This window comes from Acidimicrobiales bacterium, assembly GCA_040219515.1.
Classification (GTDB): domain Bacteria; phylum Actinomycetota; class Acidimicrobiia; order Acidimicrobiales; family Aldehydirespiratoraceae; genus JAJRXC01.
Map to the genome: position 1 here is coordinate 170278 of JAVJSI010000010.1, position 18269 is coordinate 188546.

At 69.0% G+C, this 18269-nt stretch carries 19 protein-coding genes; 9 read left to right on the forward strand and 10 right to left on the reverse strand.

Annotated elements, in window-relative coordinates; all coding sequences use genetic code 11:
* Positions 1–89: 89 nt before the first annotated feature.
* A complete protein-coding gene (gene leuS / locus RIB98_09230) occupies positions 90–2918 on the forward strand; it encodes a leucine--tRNA ligase (protein MEQ8841153.1) in 2829 nt (942 codons plus the stop codon).
* A gap of 14 nt (positions 2919–2932) precedes the next feature.
* Here leuS and RIB98_09235 read toward each other — a convergent pair whose 3' ends face one another.
* Both RIB98_09235 and RIB98_09240 read right to left on the reverse strand, forming a co-directional pair.
* Positions 2933–4057, reverse strand: coding sequence for a hypothetical protein (locus RIB98_09235; GenBank protein ID MEQ8841154.1), 1125 nt, complete (start codon positions 4055–4057; stop codon positions 2933–2935).
* Positions 4057–5475: an MBOAT family O-acyltransferase gene (locus tag RIB98_09240; GenBank protein ID MEQ8841155.1), complete on the reverse strand. Its 1419-nt coding sequence runs from the start codon at positions 5473–5475 to the stop codon at positions 4057–4059. Before RIB98_09240 ends, RIB98_09235 begins: the two co-directional genes overlap by 1 nt.
* A gap of 54 nt (positions 5476–5529) precedes the next feature.
* Between RIB98_09240 and RIB98_09245 the strand changes: the two genes are divergently transcribed.
* Both RIB98_09245 and RIB98_09250 read left to right on the forward strand, forming a co-directional pair.
* Complete coding sequence (locus RIB98_09245) at positions 5530–6258, forward strand: HAD family hydrolase (protein ID MEQ8841156.1); 729 nt, start codon at positions 5530–5532, stop codon at positions 6256–6258.
* The gene (locus RIB98_09250; protein MEQ8841157.1) at positions 6255–7442 is read left to right on the forward strand and encodes a crosslink repair DNA glycosylase YcaQ family protein; all 1188 of its coding nucleotides are present in this window, start codon (positions 6255–6257) and stop codon (positions 7440–7442) included. The genes RIB98_09245 and RIB98_09250 overlap by 4 nt, the downstream gene beginning before the upstream one ends.
* Here the strand turns inward: RIB98_09250 and RIB98_09255 are convergent.
* Positions 7423–8847, reverse strand: a complete 1425-nt coding sequence (locus tag RIB98_09255; protein MEQ8841158.1) for a lytic murein transglycosylase — start codon at positions 8845–8847, stop codon at positions 7423–7425. The genes RIB98_09250 and RIB98_09255 overlap by 20 nt on opposite strands.
* 59 nt (positions 8848–8906) lie before the next feature.
* On the opposite strand from RIB98_09255, the gene RIB98_09260 reads away from it, so the two are divergent.
* Positions 8907–9239, forward strand: coding sequence for a hypothetical protein (locus RIB98_09260; GenBank protein MEQ8841159.1), 333 nt, complete (start codon positions 8907–8909; stop codon positions 9237–9239).
* Between the two features lie 20 nt (positions 9240–9259).
* Here the strand turns inward: RIB98_09260 and RIB98_09265 are convergent, their stop codons facing one another.
* Complete coding sequence (locus RIB98_09265) at positions 9260–9904, reverse strand: hypothetical protein (GenBank protein MEQ8841160.1); 645 nt, start codon at positions 9902–9904, stop codon at positions 9260–9262.
* 60 nt (positions 9905–9964) lie between these two features.
* Between RIB98_09265 and RIB98_09270 the strand changes: the two genes are divergently transcribed.
* Together RIB98_09270 and RIB98_09275 are read left to right on the forward strand one after the other, a co-directional pair.
* On the forward strand, positions 9965–10780 hold the full coding sequence (locus RIB98_09270; protein MEQ8841161.1) for a thioesterase family protein: 816 nt from the start codon (positions 9965–9967) through the stop codon (positions 10778–10780).
* A 10-nt stretch (positions 10781–10790) separates the two neighbouring features.
* A complete protein-coding gene (locus tag RIB98_09275; protein MEQ8841162.1) occupies positions 10791–11303 on the forward strand; it encodes an NUDIX domain-containing protein in 513 nt (170 codons plus the stop codon).
* On the opposite strand, the gene RIB98_09280 is transcribed toward RIB98_09275, so the two are convergent.
* From RIB98_09280 to RIB98_09290, 3 genes are read right to left on the reverse strand one after another with little or no spacing between them, the layout of a single operon-like run.
* Complete coding sequence (locus tag RIB98_09280) at positions 11304–11888, reverse strand: TetR/AcrR family transcriptional regulator (GenBank protein ID MEQ8841163.1); 585 nt, start codon at positions 11886–11888, stop codon at positions 11304–11306. It lies immediately after the preceding gene.
* A gap of 28 nt (positions 11889–11916) precedes the next feature.
* Positions 11917–12186 carry a hypothetical protein gene (locus RIB98_09285; protein MEQ8841164.1) on the reverse strand — a complete coding sequence of 90 codons (270 nt, stop codon included), beginning with the start codon at positions 12184–12186 and terminating at the stop codon, positions 11917–11919.
* Positions 12187–12191: 5 nt separating this feature from the next.
* Positions 12192–13250 (reverse strand): glycosyltransferase family 4 protein, encoded by a 1059-nt coding sequence (locus RIB98_09290; GenBank protein ID MEQ8841165.1) that lies wholly within the window; start codon positions 13248–13250, stop codon positions 12192–12194.
* On the opposite strand from RIB98_09290, the gene RIB98_09295 reads away from it, so the two are divergent.
* Positions 13249–14454 (forward strand): hypothetical protein, encoded by a 1206-nt coding sequence (locus RIB98_09295; GenBank protein MEQ8841166.1) that lies wholly within the window; start codon positions 13249–13251, stop codon positions 14452–14454. The genes RIB98_09290 and RIB98_09295 overlap by 2 nt on opposite strands.
* Here the strand turns inward: RIB98_09295 and RIB98_09300 are convergent.
* From RIB98_09300 to RIB98_09310, 3 genes are read right to left on the reverse strand one after another with little or no spacing between them, the layout of a single operon-like run.
* Positions 14427–15095, reverse strand: a complete 669-nt coding sequence (locus tag RIB98_09300) for a DUF5317 family protein (GenBank protein MEQ8841167.1) — start codon at positions 15093–15095, stop codon at positions 14427–14429. The two genes, RIB98_09295 and RIB98_09300, sit on opposite strands and share 28 nt — an antisense overlap.
* Positions 15096–15104: 9 nt before the next feature.
* Positions 15105–15725: a hypothetical protein gene (locus RIB98_09305; protein MEQ8841168.1), complete on the reverse strand. Its 621-nt coding sequence runs from the start codon at positions 15723–15725 to the stop codon at positions 15105–15107.
* 18 nt (positions 15726–15743) lie between these two features.
* On the reverse strand, positions 15744–16862 hold the full coding sequence (locus tag RIB98_09310; GenBank protein MEQ8841169.1) for a sortase: 1119 nt from the start codon (positions 16860–16862) through the stop codon (positions 15744–15746).
* A gap of 79 nt (positions 16863–16941) precedes the next feature.
* Here RIB98_09310 and ccmA point away from each other — a divergent pair, with 79 nt between their 5' ends.
* Positions 16942–17595, forward strand: a complete 654-nt coding sequence (ccmA, locus tag RIB98_09315) for a heme ABC exporter ATP-binding protein CcmA (protein ID MEQ8841170.1) — start codon at positions 16942–16944, stop codon at positions 17593–17595.
* Positions 17585–18253 carry a heme exporter protein CcmB gene (locus tag RIB98_09320; protein MEQ8841171.1) on the forward strand — a complete coding sequence of 223 codons (669 nt, stop codon included), beginning with the start codon at positions 17585–17587 and terminating at the stop codon, positions 18251–18253. The genes ccmA and RIB98_09320 overlap by 11 nt, the downstream gene beginning before the upstream one ends.
* Positions 18254–18269: the final 16 nt, after the last annotated feature.

An 18269-nucleotide genomic window follows, 5' to 3' on the forward strand; every position in this document is an offset into this window, starting at 1 on the left:
GCGTTCCGGTCAGGTTAGGGCCAAGAGTGCCGCGTTCGCGGAACGCTGACCACGGCCGTTCGGCCCAATCGGCACCTATCCTGGCCCGGGTGTCAGAGGAAACCGGACCCGACGATCGCCCGCTCCATCGCTACGACGCGAGCCGCGCCGACGAGATCGAGACCCGCTGGCAGGAGGCCTGGCGGGCCGAGGGCACGTATCACGCGCCGAATCCCGCCGGCCCGCTCGAGAATGCCGATTCGGGCCTGACCGACCAGCCGAAGCTCTTCATCATGGACATGTTCCCGTACCCCTCGGGTACCGGACTCCACGTGGGGCACCCGTTGGGCTACATCTCCACCGACGTCTACGCCCGGTTCAAGCGGATGACCGGCTACAACGTGCTCCACGCCATGGGCTACGACGCCTTCGGCCTTCCGGCCGAAGAGCACGCCCGTCAGACCGGTGAGCACCCCCGGGTCAACACCGAGCGCAACATCGCGAACATGACTCGCCAGCTGGAGCGACTGGGTCTCGGCCACGACGAGCGCCGCTCGGTCGCCACCACCGATCCTGCGTTCTACCGGTGGACACAGTGGATCTTCCTGCAACTCTTCGACGCGTGGTTCGACGAGGATCAGCAGAAGGGCCGCCCGATCGACGAACTGGTGGCCGAGTTCGACGCAGGGTCTCGCACACCGAAGGGGGGCGAGAACTGGGCCTCGGCCGACGAGTCGACCCGTCGGGAGATCGTGCAGCAGTACCGGCTCGCCTATGTCGACGATGCCCCGGTGAACTGGTGCCCCGGTCTCGGCACCGTGCTGGCCAATGAGGAGGTCACCGCCGAGGGTCGTTCCGAGCGGGGCAACTTCCCGGTTTTCCGGCGACCGTTGCGCCAGTGGATGATGCGCATCACGGCCTATGCCGATCGGTTGCTCGCCGATCTCGAGCTGCTCGACTGGACCGACTCGATCAAGACGATGCAACGCAACTGGATCGGTCGCAGCGAGGGCGCGTTCGTCGACTTTGCCAGCGACGCCGGTCCGCTGCGGGTGTTCACGACCCGGCCCGACACGCTCTTCGGCGCCACCTACATGGTGCTCGCTCCCGAACACCCGCTCGTCGACGAACTGATCGCCGACGTGTGGCCCGAGAACACCGATCCCCGGTGGACCTCCGGCGCACGGACGCCGGCCGACGCCGTCGCGATCTATCGCGCCCGAGTCGAGCAGATGACCGACCTCGACCGCCAGGAGACCAAGGAGAAGACGGGTGTCTTCCTCGGTTCGACCGCCGTCAACCCCACGACCGGGAAGCCGATCCCGGTCTTCATCGCCGACTATGTGCTCATGGGCTACGGAACGGGCGCGATCATGGCCGTGCCGGCCCAGGACACTCGCGACTGGGAGTTCGCCGAGCTGTTCGGGCTTCCGATCGTCCGCACCGTGCAGCCGCCCGATGGGTGGGAGGACGATGGTGGCGAGGCCTACGTGGGTGAGGGGCCGGCCATCAACTCGTCGTTCCTCGACGGGTTGGGGGTCGACGCAGCCAAGACGCGGATCATCGAGTGGCTCGAGGCGGAGGGCCATGGGGAGCGCACCGTCACCTACAAGCTGCGTGACTGGCTCTTCAGCCGCCAGCGCTACTGGGGCGAGCCGTTTCCGATCGTCTACGGCGACGACGACCTGCCCCGCGCCGTGCCCGACGAGGAGCTGCCGGTGCTCCTGCCCGACCTCATGGACTGGGCGCCGAGAGAGCTCGACGAAGACTCCGAGCCGGAGCCGCCGCTCGGACGCGTCGAGGAGTGGCGCGAGGTCGAGCTCGACCTCGGCGACGGGCCCCGTGCCTACCGTCGCGAGCTCAACACGATGCCGCAGTGGGCGGGCTCGTGTTGGTACTACCTGCGCTATCTCGACCCGACCAACGAGAACGCCATGGTCGACCCGGCCGTGGAGCAGTACTGGATGGGCGACGCCGATGCCGACGGTGTCGGGGGCGTCGATCTCTACGTGGGCGGCGTGGAGCACGCCGTGCTGCACCTGCTCTATTCGCGCTTCTGGCACAAGGTCCTCTTCGACCTCGGCCATGTCTCGGGCCCCGAGCCGTTCAAGCGCCTCATCAACCAGGGCTACATCCAGGCCGCCGCGTTCCAGGACGACCGCGGTGCCTACGTCCCCGCCGAGGAGGTCGAGGGTGACCAGGATGCGGGCTTCACCCACGACGGCAAGCCGGTCACCCGCAGCTTCGGGAAGATGGGCAAGTCGCTGAAGAACTCGGTGACCCCCGACGACATGTACGCCGTCTATGGCGCCGACACCCTGCGCCTCTACGAGATGGCCATGGGTCCGATCGACCAGGATCGCCCGTGGGAGACCCGCTCCGTGGTGGGTTCCCATCGTCTGTTGCAGCGGGTCTGGCGCAATCTGGTCGACGAGGAGACCGGCGAGCTCACCGTTGTCGACGAGCCGGCCGACGACGAACTCCGCAAGCTGCTGCACCGCACGATCGACGGCGTGCGGGCCGACATGGACGGTCTGCGGTTCAACACGGCGATCGCCAAGGTGACCGAGCTCAACAACGAGCTGACCAAGCGCGACGCCGGGACCCCCCGTGAGGTGGCCGACGCCATCGTGCGCATGCTGTCGCCGCTCGTTCCCCACGTGACCGAAGAGCTGTGGCATCGCATGGGCGGCGAGGGTTCCGTCACCCGGGCCCGGTTCCCCGAGGCCGACCCGTCGATGCTGGTCGACGACACCGTCGAGGTGCCGGTGCAGGTCAACGGCAAGGTGCGAGGCAAGATCATGATCGCCGCCGATGCCGACGAGGCGACCGCCATCGCCGCCGCCCTGGCCGAGGCCAATGTGCAGGCGCACATCGGCGGGAAGGAGCTCCGCAAGACGATCTACGTCCCCGGCCGCATGGTCACCCTCGTCGTCTGACGAGGAACCCGCCGCTATGGGGGCCCGCCACCCGATGGTGTGTCGGGGTCGCCGGTGCAGTCGATCACCTCGACCTCGAAGCCGTACTCGTCGATGACGGTTCGGGTGGTGCAGTCCGTGTCCTCCGAGCCCGTGGCGCCGGCGGCTTCGAGCGGTGTCTCGGTGGTGCCGCGGTCGTCGCGGTCGGAGGCGAATGCGGTCGCTGCCACGACCGAGAACGTCCGGGTGGCCCGTTCGATGAGGTGGGTGAAGTCGACGAAGTCGTCGTCGGTGAACCCGCCGCTGAGATCGAGGAACCGGACGTCGAGTTCGGTGGCGATCTCGTCGACGGCGGGCGCGACGCGGCGGTAGTCGATGAGCCCGCGAGGGTGGGCGTCGATGAAACGATCCGGCACCGGAAGGTTGACGAGGACGACCTCGATGCCCTGCGTCCGAAGCGTTTCGATCGTGGCGACGATCAGGGCGCGGTCGTCGGGATCGATGCGGTAGTCGGCCAGGCGGGCCTCGGTGACGAGCTGGACCTCGGGGGTCACGTTGCGTTCGAACAAGAGCCGCTCGCCGCCGTTGCCGGTGTGCATCACGGCGTCGTCGCGGTTCGCTTCGCGTTCGTCGGCGCGGGCGCCGGCGATGTCGTTGAGCGATCGGAGCACGGTTCGCTCGCGCACGAGCACCGACCATTGCGACGCCTGTTGCTCTACGGACGCGAGCCAGCCGTTGCGGGTGGCGAGCGCATTGTCGTAGACATCGCGTTGTTGGGTGCCGTAGCCCGGGGCGAAGTCGTAGCTGCTCAGGCCCCACACCACCGTGTCGGGCCGGGTGCGGGGGATCACTTCTTCGAGGAGCCATCGCTGCATGACCTCGGGGGTGCCGCCGTTGAGTCCGGCGTTGTAGCTGGTGGTGGCCGCCTCCTCGTCGAACACCGACGGGACGAATGCCTGCCACGCCATGGAGGTGCCGGCGAAGACCACGTCGACGTCGCCGAGGTCGTCCATCTGTTCGATCTTGTGCTGGGCGAACTCGTCGTACCAGCGCACCGCCTCAGGCGTCGACGACGCCACGACCCGGGCCGCGCCTTCGCTCGCCAGCGCGGCGATCAGCAGGCCGGCGATCAGCAGCAAGGAACGGCGGAAGCGGCGCATCAGAACTGGAAGTAGATGAAGGGGACCGGGGTCCCGCCGGAGAAGAGCACCACGGCGGCAACGAGGAAGCCGGCGCCGGCCCCCTGCAGCACCGGCGACACCGACACCGTGGTGCCGCGGGACAGCCGGTCCATGTGGCTGCGTTGCCAGAGGTCGCCCCCGATCATGATGGCGGTGAACAGCGCGACGGTGGCCACGTCAGCGGGCCGGATCGAGCCGCCGCGCAGGGTCGCGATGCCGCTGATGACGTCCCAGGCCTCACCCAACCCGTTGGCCCGGAAGAAGATCCAGGCGAAGAGCACGGCGACGTTGGTGACGATGATGGCGGGGAGGTCGCGGAGGCATGGTTCGTGGGTTGCTTCCTTGCCGCCTCGGGTGAGTTTGTGGATCACGAGATAGAGGCCGTGGAGCCCGCCCCAGATGACGAAGTTCCACGAGGCGCCGTGCCAGAGACCGCCGAGCAGCATGGTGAGCATGAGGTTTCGGTAGGTCGTGAGGGTGCCCTTCCGATTGCCGCCGAGGGAGATGTAGAGATAGTCGCGGAGCCAGTTGGACAGCGAGATGTGCCAGCGGCGCCAGAACTCGGTGATGTTGCGCGAGAGATAGGGCTCGGTGAAGTTGACGACGAGATCGATACCCAGAAGCTTCGAGACGCCTCGGGCGATGTCGGTGTAGCCCGAGAAGTCGCCGTAGATCTGGATTGCGAACGCCACCACACCCGTCGTGAGGGCGACGGCCGACGAGGTGTCGGATTCGGCGAAGGCCCGGTTGGCGATCTCGGCGACGCCATCGGCGAGCACCACCTTCTTGGCGAGCCCGACCAGGATGAGGCGGATGGCGTCTCGGCGTTCGGCGTCGACCGGGAACCGACGGTCGGTGTCGAGGATCGCGGGGAGCAGGTTCTGGGCTCGTTCGATGGGCCCGGCCACGAGTTGCGGGAAGTAGGCGACATAGGTGGCGAAGGCGACGACGTCTCGCGTCGGCTCGATGCGGCGGCGGTAGACGTCGAGGCTGTAGGACATCGTCTGGAACGTGTAGAAGCTGATGCCGACCGGAAGAATCACGGTGAGCGTGAACGGGTCGGCCTGCCACCCGAGTCCGTCGAACATCTCGGTGAGGCTGTCGGCGAAGAAGTTCAGGTACTTGAAGACGCCGAGGATGCCGAGATTGACGGCGACGCTCGTGAGCATGAGCCGCTTGCGCCGCCGGTCGTCGTCGCTCGCGGCCATGCCGAGGCCGAGTGAGTAGTCGACGACGGTCGAGATGGCGAGCAGGGACAGGAATCGCCAGTCCCACCAGCCGTAGAAGACGTAGGACGAGACGACCAGCACCACATTGCGAGCGTTCGGTCGCGCGCCCCAGTACAGGACCAGTACCCCCACGAAGAACACCGCGAACGTGATGGTGTTGAACGGCATCGACTCGCACAGTACGTGGTCGCTCCGACCGTGCGAAGCCGATACGGTCCGCCCATGATCTCCCCGGACCGGATCGACGCCGTGGTGTTCGACATGGGCGGGGTCTTCGTGGTCCCGGCGCCGGAGCCGATCGCCGCCATCGTGCGAGCGGAGGGCGTCACCCTCGCGCTCGACGACGCCGCGGTTCGGCGAGGCCACTACGCCGGCGTGGCCGCGATGACCGGTGCCCTGGCCCACATGGCGGTGTCGGAGTCCGACCCGCTCGTGTGGGAGGCCTACGACCGCGCCTACTTCTCGGCGGTTGGCCTGGCCGGAGAGTCACTGGAGATCGCGGTCGATGCCCGTCGACACGCCCGCGTGAACGGCGACAGCACCGTGATCTGGACCCACGTCCTCGAAGAGAACCGCGACGCGTTCCACGACATCGCGACGCGGCGGCCGGTCGCGGTGGTCACGAACAACAACGGCACCGCGATCGCCCAGTGCACCGACCTCGGACTGTGCCAGATCGGCGAGGGACTACTCCCGACCGTGGCGGCCATCGTCGACTCCGGGGTGCTGGGGATCGCCAAACCCGACCCGCGGATCTTCGGGCCGGCGCTCGAGGCCCTCGGCACCGAGGCGGCACGCACGCTCTACGTCGGTGACACGGTCCACGCCGATGTGCGCGGGGCCGACGCCGCCGGCATGCCGGTGGTGCAGCTCGATCCGTTCGATCATCACGCCGATCACGATCACTGGCGCCTCCCCGATCTGGTCGCGCTGGCCGCCCACCTGTCGTGACCGTCGCGATCTCCGCGGCGGCGGCCCGTCGGATCGCGCTCGGGGCGCAGGGCTTCCGGGATCCCCGGCCGAAGGGCACCGTCGACCGCCGGCACCTCCGGCGGGTGATGGGCCGTGTGCAGCTGCTCCAACTCGACTCCGTCCCCGTCGTCATGCGAACGCAGTACATGCCCGCGTTCTCTCGTCTCGGGCCCTACGAGCCGGACCTGCACGACCGCATCGCCTACGGACACGACGAATGGCTCGAGGCCTGGTGTCACGAGGCCTCGCTCGTCCCGATGGAGGACGAGCCCCTGCTGCGCTGGTCGAAGGCCCGCGCTCGTCGGGGCGAGACGTGGGGCCATCTCGCCCGGCTCGCCGAGGACGACCCCGCCTATGTCGCCGACGTGCTCGCCCAGGTGCGGGAGCGTCCGCTGGCCCCGGGCGAGCTCGACGAGCCCCGGCGTCAGGAAGGGGAGTGGTGGGGCGACCGGTCACACGGCGCCGTCGCACTCGACTGGCTCTTCCGCGTCGGCGAGGTCGGCATCCGGCGGCGGCCCGGCTTCGTGAAGGAGTTCGACCTCCTCGAGCGGATCGTCCCCGAGTCGATCCGCCGGCAACCGACACCGACCGAGGAGGACGCGCACCGGACACTGCTGATGCGGGCGGCGGCCAGCCTCGGCATCGCCGCGGTGCCCGATCTCGTCGACTACCACCGGTTGCCCAAGGTTCCGGCCAAGGTGCGCGTGGCCGAACTGGTCGAGGACGGGCTCCTCGTCGAGGCGGAGGTCGAAGGCTGGAATCGGCCTGCGTTGCTACATCCGGAGGCGGCCCGGCCCCGGGCCATCGACGCCTGCACACTGGTGTCGCCCTTCGACCCGGTGGTGTGGTTTCGCGAGCGAGCGTCGCGCCTGTTCGGCTTCGACTACCGGATCGAGATCTACACACCGGCCCCCAAGCGCGTCTACGGCTACTACGTGCTCCCGTTCCTGCTCGGTGACGAGCTCGTCGGGCGGGTCGATCTCAAGACCGACCGGGCCGAGCGGGTGCTACGCGTCAAGGCGGCGTTCGCCGAGCCCGGTCGTGAACCGGTTGCGGTGGCCGAGGCGTTGCGTGGTGCGCTCGACGATCTGGCGACGTTCGTGGGAACCGACGGCTGGGTCGTCGACGGTCAGTCGGGCGACGTCACCCCGTACCTTCGCTGACCGGCGCCTCGGGTTCCGGTTCCGGTTCCGGTTCGGGGATGGGGACCCAGGCCCCGTACGGCGTGGACTGGCGCAGCTGCTCGTCGCCCTCGAAGTCGGGCAGACGTAACTGCAGCGCCCGGTCCAGTGACGCCTTCACCGAGTTCACGTAGGCCGCCGAGTGGTTGTAGCCGAAGATCGCCGCCGACCAGCTGCCCCAGTCGCGCAGCGATCCGTAGTTGCAGAGATAGGCCGCGGCGGCGAGGGCCGCGTCGTCGATGTCGTGTGGGTCGCGCTCGCCGTCACCGTCACCGTCGCGACCCCAGGTCGCCCAGGTCTGGGGGATGAACTGCATCGGCCCGACCGCACGGTCGAAGATGGGATCGCCGTCGTATCGGCCGCCGTCGGTGTCGCGGAGGTTCGCCGTGGCTTCCCCGAAGTTGTCGACCTGGCCGTTGAGCGCGATCCCGACGATGAGGTCGGCGGGGCGCCCGTCGACGCCCATTCGCGTGTTGCCGTACTCGCCGTGGAGGCCCTCGACCGAGCCGATTGCCGCGAGGGTCCGCCACGAGATGTGGCAACCGGGATTGATCTCGGCGCTGGTGGCCTCGGCGGTGAGATAGGCGCTGAGCGCCTTCGGGGTCAGGCCCGTCTGACCCGGAACCGCAGCGACGGTGAATGCCTCAGCCGCGTCGGGGAGCATTGTCCGGGCCGCAGCGTCGAGCGTGCGTCGTTGTGCGTTCAGGGACGCAGCCTGTTCGACCAGGGCCTCGTGCGCCGATTCGACTTCGACTCGACGGGCAACGGCGGCGTCATAGGCGACGATCGCCTCGTCGAGGTCCTCCTCCGCTTGCGTCCGCTGGGAGAACATCTCCTCGAGCGTGGTGTTGGTCAGCTCGAAGTTGCGCTGCGCGATGGTGAGTGCCTTCCCGTCGAGACCGAGAAGCGCGGCCGCGGCCGGGTCGTCACCGGTGAACGAGTCGATGGCGACCGCCTGGGTGAGGGCATGGATGCCCTGGAAGTAGGCGTCGGCCTGGTTGCGGGCGATCTCGCGGCGCCGTTCGCGTTCGAATGCCTCGTCGAGTTCGACGGCGGTCGAGCGCAGCTCCGTCACCGTCTCGTCGCGTTCGGCGGTGGTCGCCGAGAGTTCGAGTGTGGTGCGGATCAGATCGGCCACCTTCGACTCCGAGCCGTCGCGGTACTGGACGGTGAGCGGGCGGACGCCCGGGTGGAGGTCGAGCGTGGAGCGCCAGGCGGCGTCGAGGCCGACATCCGCGAGAATGCTCTGGACCGCGAGGCCGTCGCTCGCGAGGACTTCCGCCTCGGGAAACCTCACTTCCGGTTGGGTCTGGGCGTCGACAGTGGTGGTCGACGCCATGACGGAGAGTCCTATGGCCATGGCGATGGCCCGTTTCGAGGTGCGCACGATCTCGTTCCATCGGCACTTCTTCCCCTGGCCAAAAGCCCTATTGCTAGGTTTCTTCCATGAGCGTGCCGGTACCCCTCGACGAGATCGAAGCCGCAGCGGCGGCCTATGGGGGGTCGGCGTTCGTGCTGGTGTCGTCGATCGACGGTCCGCCTCGGGTCACCCACTCCTTCGTCCGGTTCGAGTCGAGCCGACTCCGGGTCTCCATCGGGCGGCGATCGGCCGCCGCGTTGGCGACGAACTCCTCGGTGTCGGTGCTCTGGCCGGCCGACGCCTCCCAATCGATGAGTCTCATCGTCGACGGCGTGGTCGTCGATCCGATCGACGACGAGGGCGGCACGGTGGCCATCGAACCGACCGGCGCCGTGCGTCACCGCCCCGCATCGCAGTAGCGGCGCCGAGCAGTAACGGCTCAGGGCTGGGGCGACATCACGACGATCGGCACCGAGATGTCGAGTTCGCCGGTGCGCAGCGTCGCGATCTCGCGAGCCGGTTGGACTGCGGGTTTCGGCGCGCCGAGAAGCTCGCCGAGACGCCCGGCGGTCGCGGTCAGGTCGTGGCTCGTGAAGGCCAGACCCCAGAGCGAGGCGGGCCCCGGGTCGTGCGCCCCGTCGTCGCCGGCGAGTTCGAGGATCACGTCGCCCAGCCAGAAGAAAGCCTGCCGACGGATGTGTTCGCCCGCCGCGAACGTGCGCGACCGGCGATGGTCGAGGCCGGCGTCGACGAGCGCGGCGATGGTCCGGTCCATGTCGGGGCTCATCGCCACGAGATGATCGAGGTCGACGATGCCGTTGGGGTGTTCTCCGGCCGGACTCGCTGCCGGACTCACGGCGGCCGCCGCGTCGGTCCTGGCCGCGAAGGGCATCCCGTCGACGTCACGCCCGATTCCCTCGACGTGCGCCTCGAGGATTCCCCGGCCCCGACCGGTCCCGGCGAGGACGAGTGCGGTGTTCGCGATGGTCACCGTCGACTCTTCGACCGCGAATCCGGCCGCCGCCCACGCCTCGGGTGCGTCGCCGATCACGATCGAGTGGACCTGATGCGGACGCGTCGTCATCGGGTGATCGTGGCACGTGACCGGCCGCCGGGGCACGACGGCTCGGTAGGGTCGCTGACCGTGAGCAGCGACATCACTCGATTCCCCGAGTTCTTCGAGATGGCCGCGCACGGCCCGGATGTGTGGGTCGGCGCCAGCGCCCGCTACCCGTGGGGGCGGGTCTACGGCGGCCAGGTGGCCGCGCAGGGACTCTGGGCCGCGGCCCAGACCGTGCCCGAGGGCTACATGCCGCACTCGTTGCACACCTACTTCATCCGCGGTGGGGAGTCCGACGAGCCGATTCGCTTCGAGGTCGATCGCATTCGTGACGGGCGTTCGTTCGTCACCCGCCGGGTCGTCGCCCGTCAGTCGAGTGGCGCCATCCTGAACCTGTCGGCGTCGTTCCACATCCACGAGGACGCACCCGATGTCACGGCCGTCGTCATGCCGTCGCCGGTCGAGCAGCCAGAGGACCTGCCCGAGGCCGGCTGGTCGAGACTGCTCGAACGGCGAATGGTGCCCTTCGACCAACAGCGATCGCGTGGGTGGCTGCGGGTGCCCGACGTGGGCGACGACCCGCTGATGCATGTCCTGGCCCACGCGTTCGCCAGCGATGACCTGCCCACCGATGCCGTCGAGATCGAGCATCCCGTCGGCCGCGTGCATCCCGAGCCGGGCTTCGAGCAGGACTACCCCTACATGGGTGCGAGCCTCGACCACACCATCTGGTTCCACCGGCCCGCTCGGGCCGACGAGTGGTGCCTCCATGACCTGCGGTCCTCCGGGGTCTACGGGTCGAGGGGCATCGCTTTCGGCGAGATCTGGTCACGTGACGGTGTTCACGTGGCCACGATCGCCCAGGAAGTGCTTTTACGAGAGGCAACCCCGAAGGGTTAGGTTCCCCCGAATGTCGTTCAGCTTCCGGCGCCCCTGCGCCCGCACGGTGCTCCTCGATCGCGAGGGTCGAATCTTCCTGATCCGCGCCGAGGACCCGGTCGATCCCTACAAGCCCGAATGGTGGGAGATCCCCGGTGGCGGCATGGGTCGAGGCGAGGAATCAGGCCACGCAGCGCTGCGTGAACTCCACGAGGAGACCGGTATCCCGAACGTCGAGATGGGCCCCTGCGTGTGGACCCAGCAGACCGAGTACACGTTCGCCGGCTACCACTTCGAGTCCGACGACTTCATCCATGTCGCCTGGTGCGACGGCGGCGAGTACGACCCCAAGGGTCTCGAGGCGCTCGAGGCCGCCGCGTTCCAGGGAGCGCAATGGTGGACGCTCGACGACCTGCTCGCCAACGAAGAACCGACCGTGCCGGTGCGCCTCCGCGAGTTCCTGCCCGACCTCGTGGCGGGGAAGGTGCCGATCGAGCCCGTCGACATCACGCCGTCGCCCGAACAGGGCGGTCGGGTCGGCTGATCAGCGGCGTCGGCCGCGAAGACCGAGCCAGGCCAGGTCGGCGACCCTGGTGGCCAGCGCGTCGACGTCGCCCTTCATGCCGGCGGCGATCCAATGCCGTCCGGTGGCCTCGGCCAGGCCGAGGATGCCGTGGGCGAGGACGAGTCGGTCGGCGTCGGCGAGGTCGTCGATCTCGATCAGCGCGGCGATGAAGAGCGCCAGTTCGCTCTCGACGTCGGCGACGGCGCGGGCGAACTCGACATCGATGCGGACGCCCTCGCCGAACAGCAGCCGAAAGTCGTCGGGCGCCTGGGCGGCGAAGCGAAAATAGGCCGCGAAGCCGTCGACCACCTTGGCCTCGCCGGTGGGCGCGGCGGTGGCTGCCTCGCCCACGACGGTGGTGAGCCGGTCGCCGACGTCGCGCAACAGCTCGAGGAACAGCTCGCGCTTCGACGAGAAGTGCTGGTAGAGCACCGGCTTGGTGACGCCGGCCTCGCTGGCGACCGTTTCCATCGTGGCGTTCTGGAAGCCCTCGACGGCGAAGACCGAGCGGGCCGCCTCGAGCAGTTGCACTCTTCGCTCTGCGGCAGGAAGTCGGACGGTCACCCGGGAACCCTACCCAGCTCTTCTGCGGTCAGCCGATGTCGCGCCCGTGCTCGATGTCGTCGCGCACCGCGGCCTTCACGGCGTAGCCGGCGAGGATCGCGGGGGCCAAGACGACCGAACCGGCGATCACGCCGAAGGTGACGATCGCCGAGACCGTGCTGTTGAAGTCGGTCGCCAGACCGATCATGAAGACCACGATCGCCACCGCATAGAGCAGGTAGCCGATGCGTTGCCCCAACGTCGCGATCCGCAGGGCCTTGGCCCGTTGCACGAGGATCGGGTCGGGTTCGGCGGGCACGGCGCTCACCCTACGGTTGTCGGTGCCGGGCCGTCGCCGAGCCAACCCGGTTCGGCGAGGAGGATCGCGATCTCATCCCGCATCGCCTCGAGCGAGAGCCGCTCGACGGCGACCCGGCGATTGTGTTCGAGACGCTCGAGGTCGGGTCGCTCGATGGCGGCGCGGAGTGGCTCGGGATCGTCCGACGGGTACCACTCGAGTCCGAGGGCGCGGAGCTCATCGGCCACCGGGTAGGGGCCGACGGCACACGGCACGCGGTGGATCGCCGCTTCGACCGGTGGGTTGCCGAATCCCTCCCACGTGCTCGGGAACAGCACCGCGTCGGCCGCGCCGTAGAGGTCGACGGCGGACTCGTCGCTGGTGCCCCGCACGACCGGGCAGCGGGCATCGGCCAGGATGCGGGCGAGCTCGTCGTCGTAGCCGTCCTCGGCCGGGCCCCAGAGCCAGTAGGTGCCGCCGAGCTGCTCGGCCAGCCAGATCGCCGTGGGGATGTCCTTGCGAGGAATCGCCCGGACGGGATGGGCCAGCAGCAGTGTGTCGGCGTCGATGCCGAGACGGCGGCGGACGCCGGCACGGTCGGCCGTGCCGGTCGCGGTCGGGAAACCGTTGTAGATGCACACGGCTGCGTAGCCCCGGTCCTCCATCTCCCGCCGGGTCAGCTGATTGATGGTCACGTGCCGCCACGCCGGATCACGCGGGGGCAGCTCCGTGACATTGGCCCAGTGCGCCCGCTGCCACGGCGGGTCGTGATGGTGGAGGATCGCCGGTCGGCCGGCGAGCACCTCGGCGACGACCCGAGCGGCCGGGAGGTTGAGAGGAATCGTGCACAGATTCTCGACCACGACGACGTCGACGTCACCGATCGCGGCGCTCACCTCGTCGGCGTCCGGCGGGTCCGTGGCGTCGATGGCCAGGCCGGGTACGGTCCGGTCGACCGGCCCGTCGCCGGCCACGGTGTGGACGCGGTAGCCCAGCTGCTCGAACGCTCGTTGCCAGTTGCGGGCGACGACCGACACACCGTCGGTCACTCCGAGTCGGAACGAGACGAACGCAGCGCTGGCCATGCACGACACGATGCCGGGAGATCCGCCCGACCGCACCCCCGAACTACGGCGTGATGTAGAGGCCGCGTTGGCGTCCGCCTGGGTCGCCGAGCCGGGCTACACGGCTCCCAACACGGACGTCTACCCGTGGCTCTGGTTGTGGGACAGCTGTTTCCACTCGCTCGTGTGGGCCGAGTTGGGTGACGAACGCCGGGCGATCACCGAACTGACCGCCGCCCTGTCGACGATCGACGCGGCCGGGTTCGTCGCTCACATGGGCTATCAGCTCGATCCCGAGCGGTCCGTCGAACTCTGGGGTCGCCGGGGCGCGTCCTCGATCACCCAGCCGCCCATGTTCGGCCACACCATCGCGTCGCTGTCGCGCCGGGGCATCGATGTGCCAACGATGCTCGTCGATGATGCCGCTCGGGCACTGCGCCACCTGCTCGAGCACCGGACCCGCAACGCAGGACTCATCGAGGTCGTCCACCCCTGGGAGACCGGGTGCGACGACTCGCCCCGCTGGGACGACCTCTGTCCCGGTGCCGGCTTCGATCTCGAACGATGGCGGTCCCACAAGGTCGACCTGCTCGGGTCGGTGGAGCGCAGCGACGACGGGGCGCCGCGTCACAACCCCGCCTTCGCGGTGGGCTCGGTCGGGTTCAACGCGCTGGTGGCGTTCAACACCCTGGAGCTCCAGTCGGTCACCGGCGACGAGTCGCTGACCCCGCTCGTCGACGATCTGGTCACCGCGCTCGACGCCCGGTTCGACCCCGAGCTGCGCACCTGGATCGATTCGGGTCCCACCGCGACCGGGTCGGGCCGGGCGCGAACCGCCGACGGCTTGCTCCCGCTGCTCGTGTCCCGTAACCCCTCGGCGCGCCACCGGGTCGTCGAGGAACTCCTCGACGAGGACGCGTACGCGTCGGCGTTCGGACCTCGCGGCGTGCATGTCGGCGAGGCCACCTACGCGGCATCGACCTACTGGCGTGGACCGGTGTGGCCTCAGCTCGCCTATCTGCTCTGGGTCGCGCTGCGCAACAGCGGCGAGTCCGACGCGGCCGAGGTCGTTCGCACGACGACCGTCGACGGCGCCGTCGAGTCGGGACTGGCCGAGTACTGGAACGGCGACACCGGCCGGGGCCTCGGCGCGATCCCGCAGTCGTGGACCGGTTTGGCGGTCGTGATGGCCGCTGCTCAGACCGGCGGCGACGCCTCGGCGTGATCGGGCTCGACCCGGTGGCGAAGATCGATGGTCGATTGCTCGACGGTGAGGTCGATCTCCTCGTGCCAACCGAGCGCTTCGAGCGCCGGTAGCGCACTCGGATGAAGGCGTCGTCGGCGGCGTTGCAGCATCAGGTTCGCGACGAGGTCGGCGAGTCCGACCATCATGATCAGGTCACCGATCGAGACGACCTGATTGGTCCAACGAACCGGGAACGTGTCGCCGAGTCCGGCGAGGACGGTGTCGTCGTCGGCGAGTTCGCGTGCGCCGGTGAGGCTCACGCGGTCGAGTTCGTCGACCGTGACCATCTCGGCCTCGACCAGTGCCTCGGGGCGCACGGGCATCGCCCCGTTGAGGGCGACCGGGAGAAGGTTGGCGGCGATGCCGACGACGATCACCGTCATCCCCACCAGGTGCAGGTTGACGATGGCGAAGGCGAGACCGCCGAGGAGGCCGAGCACGGCGATCGCCCCGGACGGGCCCGCCTCGGTCAGATCGACGAAGAGGCTGGCGCCGATCGCCACCGCGAGGAACTCGGGATGACGGATGCGGGTGCGGGCAATGGCGGTCAGTCGACCGCGGCGGACGAGTCCGACGACGAGGCCGGCACACACCGCGAGGAGGATCGGAGCCAGTGCCACACGCGGAAATTACCAGCCGGAGCCCTCTGAGGTGCCGATCATCGCTTCTCCGTCGACGCGGCGGACCCAACAATGGATCCCGCGATAGCGCGCCGCGTCGTCCTCGAAGTTCTCCCGGTTGGGGATGATCACACCGATGTCGAGCTCGGACGTCTCGTAGTCGGTGCCCACCCACGGTACGAATTCGCGGTAGCAGGAACGCACTGCGAAGTTCCGAATGGTCTCGTCGCCCGGATAGGGCGTCGGATGGCCGGCGGGGTAGTCGAGGATCGCGTACACCTGGAGATGGTGTGGTTCGTCACAGGGCAGCCTCGTGGTGATCGTCACCGGCTGGCCGTCGCGACGGTCCTCGATCTGGTCGAAGCAGTCGCGCACGGCGAGGCTGTACTGGTTGATCGGTTCACCCGGAATCTCGGTGGGGTCGAGGGGCGCCACCTCGGTCGTCGTCGTGGCGGCGTCGTCGGACGATCCGCCGTCCTCGTCCGTGCCGTCGGCCTCGAGATCGGCCCCGTCGGAACCGTCGACGGACGGGCTCTCGGCCGCAGGCGAATCAGTGCAGGCGACGAGGACCGAGCCGACGACGAGGAGCAGCATCATGGTCGCAGCGAGTGCGGCGAGACGATGGTTCACGCCGTGGAGGCTAGGGGGTCAGCCGGCCGGGAGTGCCCGATCGAGCAATTCGAACGAGAACCACAAGCAGAGTGCGACCGGCACGAGGCTGACCGCCCGCACGGCCACGCGACGGAGTCGGTCGGAGAAGAGGTGTCGTCCGAGGTGACCGGCGAGGACCCAGATCGTGGTGGCGGCGAGCATCCACACGACCGCACCGGGGATCGCGTCTCGTTCACCGTTGAGACCCTCGTCGAGGTTGGCGGGTTCGGCGTCGCTGTCCGGCGCCCCGGTCGTCTCGCCGGGAAGCGTGGCGTCGGTCGGGTCGCCGCCGAGCGCGGCGACGACATCGGGATCGAGTGCGGGCGATTCGACCGGGTCCTCGACGAGCGCCGCAGCGACGATGATGCGCTGGCGGCTCGACAGTTTCGGGTGGCACGCCGTGAGGGTGACACGGTTGTCGCCGAAGTCGCCGAGCACCCAGGTGTCGGCCGGCCGGACGATGATGTGGCCGTCGTCGGCGTCGTCGACGGTCGCGAGCTCGTCGGGGAAGGCCACGCTCGGCTCCATCACCCGATACGTGAACGTGCCGAGCACGCTGGTGACCCGGATCTCGTCGCCCGGCGCGAGTTCGTCGATGCGGTTGAACGGCGCACCGTAGGTGGTGCGGTGACCGGCGATCGCAGTGTTGCCCACGGTGCCGGCCGTGGCGGTGGTCGCGTAGTGGCCGGGACCCTTGCGCAGGTCCGCCACCTGGACACCGTTCACCACGATCTTGTCGACGTCGATCGCCGGGATCTCGATGCGGGCGACGGCGTCGCCGTCCTCGGGGAAGAAGTAGCGCAGTAGCTCCGTGGTGAGTCCGCCCGGCAGCGTGGTCGTCGTGGTCGGGGCCGGTAGTTGACCGAGGTCGCGGTCACCCGCATCGATCACCTGACCGCCGTCGGGGTTCTGGAGGGCGTCGAGTTGGGCGAGGGCGTCGGCGACGCTGACCTCGATGTTGCCGAATTCGTCGCGGAGGTCATCCTGGGCCCTCGACTCCTGGACATTGGTCCCCCAGAGTTGGAACAGCACGAAGAGCAGGATGACGATGCCGGCCGTGATGAGGCCGCGACCGATGGCACCGAGGACGCGGGCGCTCGTCGGGACCTCACTCATGTGAGAAACCTGCACATTGCCGAACCCATCGGCGGTGGCAGGAGCCATCTGAGGGCCATCGACGGATACCGTTTTCGATGTGTCCATCATCCGGCTGCGTGCCGCAGTCGCCCTGATCGGTCGCTTTCCTGCGCTGGCAGGCGTCGACCTCGAGGTCGGCGAGGGCGAAGTCGTGCTCGTCCAGGGGCCCAACGGCGCCGGCAAGTCCACCCTGCTGCGTCTCTGCGCGGGGCTGCTGCGTCTCGAATCCGGCGAGGGCACCGTGCTCGGCCACGACCTTGCGTCGGCCCGACCGGCGATCCGCCGTTCGGTCGGCCTGCTCGGCCACGACACCGCTCTCTACGACGACCTGACCGTGCGCGAGAACCTCGACTTCTGGGCCAAGGCGTCGCGGGTCGACCCGACTGCCGTGCGACCCGCCATGGATCGACTCGGCGTCGCCGAGCGACTCCACGATGTGGGTGTCGGTCTGCTCTCCGCCGGGCAGCGCCGCCGGGTCGCGCTCGCCGCCGTGGTGGTGCGGCGGCCGCAACTCTGGCTGCTCGACGAGCCGCACGCCGGTCTCGACCCGTCGGGTCGCGACCTGGTCGACGAGCTGGTGGCCGACGCCGCGTCGGCCGGCGCGACCGTGTTGCTCTCCTCGCACGAGGTGGATCGTACGCTCGATCTCGCGACTCGCCGGATCACCGTCGCCGGCGGCACGATCGCGGGGGATGTCACCTATGCTCGCTGACATCCGCCTGGTTGCGGCGAAGGATCTCCGGATCGAGTGGCGCTCACGCATCACGCTCTCACAGGTGCTGCCCTTCGCCCTGCTGGTTCTCGTGCTGTTCGGGTTCGCCCTCGACGCCAACCGGCCGGTGCTCGACGCGGCCACGAGCGGGCTCTACTGGATCACGGTGCTGTTCGTCGGACTGATGTCGGTCCAGCGGGCCACGGCGATCGAGACCACCGACGGTGCCCGCCGGGCGCTGTTGCTGGCCGGCGTCGAACCGGCCGCCGTCTTTCTCGGCAAGGCGCTGGCCGTGGCCGTGCAGTTGCTGTTCGTGGAGGTCGTGCTCGTCGGCGGGGTGATCGTGCTGTTCGACGCCTCGGTGGAGTCGGTGCCGCTGTTGGCGGCCACCTGCGTGGTCGCGACGGTTGGGATCGCGGCGGCAGGTACGCTCCTGGGCGCACTGGTGGCCGGTGTTCGGGCGCGAGAGACGGTGTTGCCGATCCTCCTGCTCCCGGTGCTGGCGCCGGTGCTCATCGGTGCCACCCGGGCGTTTGACGACGCCCTCGGCACGGTCGCTGTGGATGGTTGGGCCTGGCTCGGCCTTCTCGCCGGGTTCGGCGCGATCAACATTGTCCTGGGAGCATTGGCCTACGGCGTGTTGCTCGAGGAGACCTGAGGGTCGAAGGAGACGA

What these genes read in the sequence shown, in the direction of transcription:
- RIB98_09320 (MEQ8841171.1), top strand. Translation starts at nt 17,585, where the DNA reads ATGCTCGCTGACATCCGCCTGGTTGCGGCGAAGGATCTCCGGATCGAG.
- RIB98_09295 (MEQ8841166.1), top strand. Translation starts at nt 13,249, where the DNA reads ATGCACGACACGATGCCGGGAGATCCGCCCGACCGCACCCCCGAACTA.
- RIB98_09265 (MEQ8841160.1), bottom strand. Translation starts at nt 9,904, where the DNA reads ATGACGACGCGTCCGCATCAGGTCCACTCGATCGTGATCGGCGACGCA.
- RIB98_09240 (MEQ8841155.1), bottom strand. Translation starts at nt 5,475, where the DNA reads ATGCCGTTCAACACCATCACGTTCGCGGTGTTCTTCGTGGGGGTACTG.
- RIB98_09245 (MEQ8841156.1), top strand. Translation starts at nt 5,530, where the DNA reads ATGATCTCCCCGGACCGGATCGACGCCGTGGTGTTCGACATGGGCGGG.
- RIB98_09235 (MEQ8841154.1), bottom strand. Translation starts at nt 4,057, where the DNA reads ATGCGCCGCTTCCGCCGTTCCTTGCTGCTGATCGCCGGCCTGCTGATC.
- RIB98_09260 (MEQ8841159.1), top strand. Translation starts at nt 8,907, where the DNA reads ATGAGCGTGCCGGTACCCCTCGACGAGATCGAAGCCGCAGCGGCGGCC.
- RIB98_09290 (MEQ8841165.1), bottom strand. Translation starts at nt 13,250, where the DNA reads ATGGCCAGCGCTGCGTTCGTCTCGTTCCGACTCGGAGTGACCGACGGT.
- RIB98_09275 (MEQ8841162.1), top strand. Translation starts at nt 10,791, where the DNA reads ATGTCGTTCAGCTTCCGGCGCCCCTGCGCCCGCACGGTGCTCCTCGAT.
- RIB98_09310 (MEQ8841169.1), bottom strand. Translation starts at nt 16,862, where the DNA reads ATGAGTGAGGTCCCGACGAGCGCCCGCGTCCTCGGTGCCATCGGTCGC.